The 279-nt window shown below is 43.4% G+C and carries 1 protein-coding gene; it reads right to left on the reverse strand.

Translation table 11 applies throughout. The annotated features are described in order from the left end of the window. Positions 1-279: hypothetical protein (locus AB2U10_RS19245; protein ID WP_367916700.1), on the reverse strand; the 279-nt coding region annotated here is incomplete at both ends.

The following is a 279-nucleotide window of genomic DNA, read 5'->3' on the forward strand; positions in this document are numbered from 1 at the left end:
ACAGACTTGATTTGCTCCTTAACAAGCTTGGCCGCATCTGCCTCTTTACGCCACAATTCAATATTTGCGCGCATTTCCACTGCTTTTTCAGAAGTGGAATTCTTGTTCTTGCCGAAGAATGTGCCGTTATAAAGTTTTTGCTGTACTGCTAAATTAACTTCCGCACGTTTCTGAATCTGTGCGGCCTTATAAGCCATTTCACGGCGTTCAGCGAGCAGCTTCTCGTTATTCTTAATCTCAGCCTGTAAAGCTCTAGCGTTATTCGCAAGTGTTCGTTTT

Source organism: Leadbetterella sp. DM7, from assembly GCF_040829825.2.
In the GTDB taxonomy this organism is placed as follows: Bacteria; Bacteroidota; Bacteroidia; order Cytophagales; family Spirosomataceae; genus Leadbetterella.